The organism is Thiomicrospira sp., from assembly GCF_036568485.1.
Taxonomy (GTDB): Bacteria; Pseudomonadota; Gammaproteobacteria; order Thiomicrospirales; family Thiomicrospiraceae; genus Thiomicrospira.
The window spans coordinates 21,686-29,460 of the sequence record NZ_DATCSL010000108.1 but is presented as its reverse complement, the minus strand read 5'-3'; the positions used below and the strand labels follow the sequence as shown (position 1 = coordinate 29,460).

General features: G+C 44.4%; 10 protein-coding genes. 5 read left to right on the top strand and 5 right to left on the bottom strand.

What is annotated here, in order from left to right; all coding sequences use genetic code 11:
• Positions 1–431 (bottom strand): acetylglutamate kinase (argB, locus tag VIM91_RS10395; RefSeq protein ID WP_414719636.1); only part of this gene is annotated, 431 nt, incomplete at its 3' end.
• Between the two features lie 75 nt (positions 432–506).
• On the opposite strand from argB, the gene VIM91_RS10390 reads away from it, so the two are divergent.
• Positions 507–1,019 (top strand): hypothetical protein, encoded by a 513-nt coding sequence (locus VIM91_RS10390; RefSeq protein ID WP_331864744.1) that lies wholly within the window; start codon positions 507–509, stop codon positions 1,017–1,019.
• Between the two features lie 64 nt (positions 1,020–1,083).
• On the opposite strand, the gene VIM91_RS10385 is transcribed toward VIM91_RS10390, so the two are convergent.
• Genes VIM91_RS10385 through dut form a run of 3 tightly spaced genes read right to left on the bottom strand, consistent with a single transcriptional unit; the run spans position 1,084 to position 3,162 of the window.
• The gene (locus tag VIM91_RS10385) at positions 1,084–1,569 is read right to left on the bottom strand and encodes a YajQ family cyclic di-GMP-binding protein (RefSeq protein WP_331864743.1); all 486 of its coding nucleotides are present in this window, start codon (positions 1,567–1,569) and stop codon (positions 1,084–1,086) included.
• 39 nt (positions 1,570–1,608) lie between these two features.
• Positions 1,609–2,667 carry a phospholipase A gene (locus VIM91_RS10380; protein WP_331864742.1) on the bottom strand — a complete coding sequence of 353 codons (1,059 nt, stop codon included), beginning with the start codon at positions 2,665–2,667 and terminating at the stop codon, positions 1,609–1,611.
• Between the two features lie 33 nt (positions 2,668–2,700).
• A complete protein-coding gene (gene dut, locus VIM91_RS10375; protein ID WP_331864741.1) occupies positions 2,701–3,162 on the bottom strand; it encodes a dUTP diphosphatase in 462 nt (153 codons plus the stop codon).
• 160 nt (positions 3,163–3,322) lie between these two features.
• Between dut and arfB the strand changes: the two genes are divergently transcribed.
• The 4 genes from arfB (at position 3,323) to VIM91_RS10355 (ending at position 6,517) form a co-directional block, all read left to right on the top strand.
• The gene (gene arfB, locus VIM91_RS10370; protein WP_331864740.1) at positions 3,323–3,742 is read left to right on the top strand and encodes an alternative ribosome rescue aminoacyl-tRNA hydrolase ArfB; all 420 of its coding nucleotides are present in this window, start codon (positions 3,323–3,325) and stop codon (positions 3,740–3,742) included.
• A gap of 138 nt (positions 3,743–3,880) precedes the next feature.
• On the top strand, positions 3,881–4,624 hold the full coding sequence (locus VIM91_RS10365) for a DUF4395 domain-containing protein (protein ID WP_331864739.1): 744 nt from the start codon (positions 3,881–3,883) through the stop codon (positions 4,622–4,624).
• A 20-nt stretch (positions 4,625–4,644) separates the two neighbouring features.
• Positions 4,645–5,028, top strand: coding sequence for a DUF302 domain-containing protein (locus tag VIM91_RS10360; protein ID WP_331864738.1), 384 nt, complete (start codon positions 4,645–4,647; stop codon positions 5,026–5,028).
• A 124-nt stretch (positions 5,029–5,152) separates the two neighbouring features.
• Positions 5,153–6,517, top strand: a complete 1,365-nt coding sequence (locus VIM91_RS10355) for a diguanylate cyclase (RefSeq protein WP_331864737.1) — start codon at positions 5,153–5,155, stop codon at positions 6,515–6,517.
• On the opposite strand, the gene coaBC is transcribed toward VIM91_RS10355, so the two are convergent.
• On the bottom strand, positions 6,514–7,767 hold the full coding sequence (gene coaBC / locus VIM91_RS10350; RefSeq protein ID WP_331864736.1) for a bifunctional phosphopantothenoylcysteine decarboxylase/phosphopantothenate--cysteine ligase CoaBC: 1,254 nt from the start codon (positions 7,765–7,767) through the stop codon (positions 6,514–6,516). The two genes, VIM91_RS10355 and coaBC, sit on opposite strands and share 4 nt — an antisense overlap.
• Positions 7,768–7,775 lie beyond the last annotated feature (8 nt).

Genomic DNA, 7,775 nt, shown 5'->3' with positions numbered 1-7,775 from the left:
TTTTTGGCCATAATCATATTGCCATCTTTGCCCGTCAAACCTACCGAGTTACCGCCGTGCTGATGAATCAAATTCACAATTTCTTTATTCACCAAACCGCCTAATACCATTTCGACAATATCCATGGTTTCGGTATCGGTTACACGCATACCTTGAATAAACTCGGACTCCTTACCCACACGCTTAAGCAAGTCACCAATCTGAGGGCCACCACCATGAACGACGACTGGGTTCATGCCAACCAATTTCATCAACACGATGTCACGTGCAAAACTGGCCATCAAATCGTCTTCGGTCATCGCGTTACCGCCATACTTGACCACAATAGTTTTACCGGCAAAACGCTGGATGTAAGGCAAAGCTTCGGCCAGTACCGAGGCAATATGCTGGGCTTGGTCTTTGTTTAAATTCATTGTATTTTGCACTCTCATGGCTGTTGCGCCTGTCATTTCATAAAGGGAAATGGTATTTTACTCGCATCATTAAAAAAATACAGGAATCTCTCCATGCGTTTTGTTTTTAGTTTGTTTGCTTTACTCATTTTATCCGGCTGCGCCTTGACTCAAACAGGTTCAAATAGCTGGGTTAAGTTTGACGATCAAACCCCCGCTCCCCATGCTTTGGCGGATGCGTTAGAAAAACAGGGTTATATCACCAACATTGTAAATGCACGTCAAATCGAAGTTTTGTACGGTAACGGGCGTTATATTATGGAACCTCGTATCCAGCTTGGCGGTTTGAGCCGTGTAGTGGTGAGTCAGGTTTATCCAATTAAACCTGAACACCGCAACAACCCAGAGATTTTTGTTACCCTTTCGCATTTAAACAGTCGTTTGAACTGCGCTAAATATATTGTGCAACCTGGCAACAAAGCGGCGGAAGTACAGTCGTCGATTACTTTTATTGATGATCGCTTAAATATGCGTGAAGTCGAATTATTTATGGGCTGGATGCAGCAACGTATTCGCCAAGCCAGCTCTTTGGTACCGGACGATACCCTACGGATGTTTGAGTTTTAGACTCAATAAGTTTAGATGGAAGCACCAGGCATGGTGCTTCCATCTAAACGAGCTAACGCGTTAATTAATCGCGGAAGTTTTCAAACTGTAATGGACGCTCAAACTCTTCTTGCGCTTTCAACAAGGCAATCGCCTCTTGCAAGTCATCACGTTTTTTGCCGGTGACACGCACACTTTCACCTTGAATTTGCGCTTGTACTTTCAACTTGGCATCTTTCAAAATCTTCACTACTTTTTTGGCGATAGGGGTATCCAAACCTTGATGCACAATCACGGTTTGCTTGGCAGTTTTAAGTTGAATATCCGGATCTTTTAATTCAATCGCACGCAAGTCGATGCCTCGCTTACTCAACTTTGAGGTTAGTACGTTGTACATTTGATCCAACTGAAATTCAGACTCGGTGCTCATTTTGATTTCCAAATCTTTGAGCTCAAAGCTGGAATCGGTTCCTTTAAAGTCAAAACGGGTCACCACTTCCTTATTCGCTTGATCGATCGCATTGGTTAACTCGTGTTTGTCGACTTCTGACACCACATCAAATGAAGGCATATATCCTCTCCTTAAAAGCGTTAAATAAGCCGAATTTTATCACAACCAGCTATTTAGCTGCACACCGATGCCAATTGAGTTATTAAGATGGTTATAGTCAATCAGGCTCTCACCATAACCATAAAACCACTGCACATATCCCTGCAAGTTACGATGAATTCGGTAACTATAATTCAATTCAAACGCACCATAATTATGGTCGGCGTCAAAATTATTGCGCAACATCATATTTACATGATTTTTGCCCAGCTTAGTCGCAAAGTGAAGTTCGCCCGCGCCCATATAATCCAAAATATCGGGATTGTCGTCTTTACTATCCGGCTCTGGCAAACGCCACCAAGGTTTGAGTGTAATAACATTGTCTCCGCGTGCAAAAATAAAGCGCGCATAAGCACGATTCCACGAACGTGAAATCGGATCCCCCCGCCCGTTAGATTGATGTGACAAGCCAAAATCAATTAGACGATTTCGCCAACCCAAAAAATTAATATTTTGATCATAAGTGACCCAAAACTCTGGTTCATGATTGGTTTCACGAAACGGTCTCGAAAGCTTAGTATTATAAGCCTGCCAAAAAGATCGGCTGGTATAGGCCACAAACCAGCGACCACCCAACATATTATCCGCTATGGGTATTTTTAAACTCACTTGAAACTTGGTCTCAACCCGCTGTAATTCGCCATCGATGGTTTCAACATAATCCGTGCCATCATAAGGTTGCTCATTGGGTTGGGCAAAATTGTAGGCGCCAATCAAAATATAGTTGGGACGATAAGGCAACATAATATAAGGCTCAAACTTATTACGCCGCTCAGCCTCAATTCGTTCTTCAAGTGCACTGGGCCCGGAGTTGTCTTCGAAAACCTGATCCAACTCAACAGCAGGCGACTTGGCCGCCAAACAACGTTCGCGCAGGGTTTTTAAAGTCATATTGTCCGAGGCATATTTTAAACCTTCTTGCAGGCACTCGGAATTTAAGCCCTCTGATTCAAGTGCTTCCTTAACAGGCGGTGATGCTGATAAAACCAAACTGTTCCAGCTAAGCACCAGGCCTGCTAATAGGCGCACTTGTGCGCGACGGCTGTGGCGTATTTTCATCGACGACCTTTAGACCTTTAATGCCACATACATTTAATGCGTGCCGGTGTGGCCAAAACCTCCGACCCCACGCTCACTTGACGCACCAAACTCGCTGACCTGTGTAAAAACCGGTTGCAACACTGGCACAATCACCATTTGAGCAATCCGTTCGCCGACTTGCACACTATAAGCGGTATCGCTACGATTCCAGCAAGACACTTTTAACTCACCTTGATAGTCCGAATCAATCAAGCCGACCAAGTTGCCTAATACAATCCCATGTTTATGCCCTAAACCCGAACGCGGTAATATCATCGCGGCCAAACTAGAATCATCAAGGTGAATTGCCAATCCGGTAGGGATTAATTGAGTTTCACCCGGTGCAATCGTGAGCGGCTCGTTTATACACGCACGCAAATCGAGACCTGCTGAGCCTTGAGTCGCATAATGTGGCATTTCAATTTCGTTACCCAAACGCGGATCTAAAATTTTGTATTCGACTTGAATGGTCATAACCTATCCTTAATAATTGCCAACCTTCACACTGGCTGAATAAATGAGTTGTGTCGTATTTTACACGATTCGTTGCAAGCCGATTCAATCGCCTGCTTAATCACGGATTGAGTTGTTAAAATGGGTTAACTCATTTAAAAATAAGCGAACCCAGATTTCTATGATTTACATTAACCCGCAGCTACAACTTGATGAATCCGAAATCGACCTTAAGGCGATTCGTGCCCAAGGTGCGGGTGGTCAAAATGTCAATAAAGTCTCTTCAGCGGTGCATCTGCGTTTTGATATTCGCGCTTCCAGTTTGCCAGATGAGGCCAAACAAAAACTCTTGCAACAACGTGATCATCGAATTACAAAAGACGGGCTGATTGTGATTAAAGCCCAAGAATTTCGTACCCAAGAACAAAATCGTGAAGCCGCGATTAAACGTTTGATCGAATTGATTCAACAAGCGCTACATGTCGATAAACCACGTCGTCCCACCAAACCCACTCGCGGCTCACAAGAGCGTCGCTTAAAATCAAAAGTGCAAAAAAGTAGAATTAAAAGTTTACGCGGTCGCGTACAGAGTCACGACTAAACATATATTCAAGTAACCGTATCGCCTCATTAAGTTTTTCTATTGGCATTTCCGCACAGCTAAGCCGTAATATTATTAAACGTTAATATTCTAATAATACAGCCGACTTTATTTAGTGGGCGGATAGGAGCATCCTCAATGTGGCAAGCATATTTAAACGCGATCAAGAATCTCTGGTTTCGTGATCCATCTGAATCCCCTCTCTACATAAATGACACAGCGGTACGTATTCGTGCCGGTATTTTGTTAGTCATCCCACTCTATATGGGCTTAACCCTTTATGATGCAATTTTTGTATCCAACTGGGTTGTAGATGGCAATACGTCCGTTGACACCTATGAACTGGATTGGGATGGGCATATCATTTATCAGGTCGAAGCCATTCGTCGTACCTTCGATTGGACCATACAAACCTGGGTTTTATTTTATGCCTTGTTTGATATGTTATCGGGCATGTTTAAGTGGACGTCGCGTTTATCGCCCACCATCTTAATTGCCAGCCTATTAGCCGCTGACAAACCACCGGTTTGGAAACCCTTAGTACCTAAACGTTTCGCTTGGACTCTGGGCGGTAGTTTTATTGTGGTGTGTATTGTGTTTTTTAATCCAGATGCTACCGCACGTATTTTGAACTCCATTTTAGGCACCGAGATTCCGACACACATTAACTATATGCCTTACTGGATTCCGCTAGTGTTGGTTTGGGTGTGCCTGGGCTTTATGTGGATGGAAGCGATTTTGGGCTTTTGTGTGGGTTGCAAAATCCACTCTATGCTGGTCTGGATGGGCATTATTAAAGAAGAGTGTGAAACCTGTAACAATATTGACTGGGATGAAATTGCCCGCCGTCATCAAGAACGTCAACAACAAAAAAGCGACTAAACTTCGCAAAGGATTTTGTTATGTACTATGTGGTTGAAACACCCAAATCATTTGAGCAAGCCAGCCAAGATTTAGAGCTGGCCGTCAAAGCAAAACAGTTTGGCGTATTACATATTCACGACCTAGGCCAAACCCTACGCAGTAAAGGCTTTGACTTCCATGAGCAATGTCGAGTATTTGAAGTCTGCAGCCCAGCACAAGCTTCTAAGGTTTTAGGCATCGAGATGAATTTGAATATGGCGCTACCTTGTCGCATTTCAGTGTTTACCGAACAGGGCGTCACCAAAATCGGTATGATACGACCTGAACCTATGCTGGCCATGTTATCGGATAATAACGAACTTCATAAAATTGCCCAGGAAGTAGAAACCGCAACCCAAAGCATGATTGATCAAGCTAAATAACAGCTCGGTTTCATGTTCATTCTATTCAATTTATAGAGATAGATCACTTTTAGCTAATAAACTTGTTCTATCTCGCCTAAGTCTTTATGATTGCGGATTATTTATAACACGCGAATTTATCCGCATGAATATTCTGATCGTTGACCCATCTTTGAGTTATCGCACACTCATTAACAAAACACTTACCAATGCTGACACCCGAGTAATCGAAGCCGCCAATGGCCAGGACGCACTAAAACGCCTAAAACAGCATCAACCAGCAGCGATCTGTATTGCTCACGAACTGGGAGATATGGATAGCTTTAAGTTTTTGAAAAAAATTAACCTGAATGCTTTTTTAAGTAATATCCCCAAGTTTCTCCTGACCTCGAACGCCAGCCAAGATTTTAAGCGTCAGGCTTACGATGCTGGCTTTACCGAAATTTTTATAAAATCCGATTTTCCGTCCCTTAAGCGTGCCTTACATAGTTTATTGCTATATACCACTTTAAACATTCCGGCTCGGGTGCTTTATGTCGAAGACGCACAAAGCACAGCCGACTACACTAGTCATATTATGAAAAGCGCTGGCTGGCAAGTGACTCACGTTAAAAGTGGCGAAGCGGCCGCTGAGTTGCTAGACACCAGCAAAAAACCGTTTGATCTAGTCGTCACGGATCTGGTACTAGAAGGCCAAGTAAGTGGCATGGGGTTAATCAATCTGATTCGTCACGGTAATGAAAAAATACGCGACATTCCTATTTTGGCCGTCTCTGGCTGGAATGATCTATTGCGCCAGGTTTATGTACTCAAACATGGAGCGGGCGACTTTATTGCCAAGCCCTTTCACGAAACCGATTTTTTAGCACGCGCTATTAATTTAATTATGACCAAACGTGCACTTGATGAATCGATTGCCGCACAAAACGCGTTATATGAGAAAGCCAATTTAGACCTGGTGACCGGCTTAAATAATCGTCACTTTTTAGATGAGTTTGCTGATCAGGTGATTCAAGCTGCGATCGAGAAAAATGAAGGTGTGGCGCTGATGTTGATCGATATTGACCACTTTAAACAAATCAACGATAGCCATGGCCACCAAGTTGGCGATAATATTTTGCAAGAGGTCGCCGCCGTCACCAAAAGGCTGAGTCATCACCAAGATATCGTGGCCCGATTTGGTGGAGATGAGCTGATTGTGATTATGAAAAACACACATCATCAACAAGCTTTAGAACGTGCTGAAACACTGCGTAAACAGATCGAACAATTGCAACCTTGCTCGATTGATGTCACTTGCACATTTGGACTAGCTTGCCATGATAAAAAATTTGCGCCTCAACTGGTTGCGTTACTAAAAGATCTGAATCAGCTTGATCAAGGCCAAGTTGTGATTGATTTTGACACGCTATTCAAAGCCGCCGATCATTCGCTTTATCAAGCAAAACAAGCTGGACGCAATAAAGTTTGTATTAACAACCTGTTAGATCAAACTGAGCAAATACACTAGCTTGATTTGAGATGATCATCAAACATTTGCTGAGTAAAACTCAGTAAATGTTTGGCTTGCTGGCTTTTCGCAGAGGGCGGCAGCGGCCATTCTTGATCCTGGGTAATTAGGGTAAGAGTATTTTCGTCGGTATCGAATCCACGCCCTTCACCCACCTGATTAGCGCAAATCATATCTAATCCTTTGCGCTGTAACTTGGCTTTAGCATAATCTATTAAATGCTGGGTTTCAGCGGCAAACCCGACCACATAAGGCTTATCAGATTGGGCGGCAACCCAAGCGATGATATCCGGGTTTTTTACCAGTTTAAGTTCTAAGCCGTCTTGGTCAGTTTGTTTTTTGATTTTGTGTATTGCGGGTTCGGCCAATCTAAAGTCCGCCACCGCCGCCGCACCAATCATGATATCGGCTTGAGCATAATGCTGCTTTACTGCTTCAAACATTTGCAAAGCCGAACGCACATTGATTCGGGTGACTCCCGGTGGTGTTGGCAAGTTCACCGGACCGCTGATCAAGATAACTTTTGCCCCCAATTCGGCCGCCGCTTGCGCGATCGCAAACCCCATTTTTCCAGAACTACGATTACCGATAAATCGCACTGGGTCTAGGTCTTCATAGGTTGGTCCGGCGGTAAGCAGCAAGGTTTTATCCGACCACCAGGCCTGGTGCTGATCAACCAGGCCTGGTGCTTTATCCGTGCTCAGTTCTGCAACCGATAACTTCTCGGCTTGCTGACGAATAACGCTAAAAATTGTTTCGGGTTCCGCCAAACGTCCTGCCCCAACCTCACCACAAGCTTGTTCGCCCGAGGCAGGTTCAATCATCTGCCAACCGCGTGTTTGCAGGGCTGCGACATTATCTTGGGTGGCCGCATTCGCCCACATTAAGCGATTCATTGCGGGGGCAAACAAAATCGGTCGATCGGTGGCCAAACATAGGGTGGTTAACAAATCATTCGCCATGCCGACACGCAAACGCGCCAACACATCCGCACTGGCGGGCGCGATCACAATTAAATCCGCCCAGCGTGCCAGTTCGATATGCCCCATGCCCGCTTCTTGCTCAAGGTCAAACAAGCTGTCGCGCACTTTATATCCGCACAAAGCTTGAAAGGATAAGGGTTGAATAAACTGCTTGGCGCCTTCGGTCATCACCACTTGCACTTGGTAGCCGGCTTTGACACACAAACGTACGAGCTCTAAGGCTTTGTAAGCGGCGATACCGCCTGACACACCGACTAACACTTTCATATTCATTA

Bases quoted from the DNA above. Each gene is read 5' to 3' on its own strand.
- VIM91_RS10390 (WP_331864744.1), top strand. From the start codon at position 507: ATGCGTTTTGTTTTTAGTTTGTTTGCTTTACTCATTTTATCCGGCTGC.
- VIM91_RS10385 (WP_331864743.1), bottom strand. From the start codon at position 1,569: ATGCCTTCATTTGATGTGGTGTCAGAAGTCGACAAACACGAGTTAACC.
- VIM91_RS10380 (WP_331864742.1), bottom strand. From the start codon at position 2,667: ATGAAAATACGCCACAGCCGTCGCGCACAAGTGCGCCTATTAGCAGGC.
- dut (WP_331864741.1), bottom strand. From the start codon at position 3,162: ATGACCATTCAAGTCGAATACAAAATTTTAGATCCGCGTTTGGGTAAC.
- arfB (WP_331864740.1), top strand. From the start codon at position 3,323: ATGATTTACATTAACCCGCAGCTACAACTTGATGAATCCGAAATCGAC.
- VIM91_RS10365 (WP_331864739.1), top strand. From the start codon at position 3,881: ATGTGGCAAGCATATTTAAACGCGATCAAGAATCTCTGGTTTCGTGAT.
- VIM91_RS10360 (WP_331864738.1), top strand. From the start codon at position 4,645: ATGTACTATGTGGTTGAAACACCCAAATCATTTGAGCAAGCCAGCCAA.
- VIM91_RS10355 (WP_331864737.1), top strand. From the start codon at position 5,153: ATGAATATTCTGATCGTTGACCCATCTTTGAGTTATCGCACACTCATT.
- coaBC (WP_331864736.1), bottom strand. From the start codon at position 7,767: ATGAAAGTGTTAGTCGGTGTGTCAGGCGGTATCGCCGCTTACAAAGCC.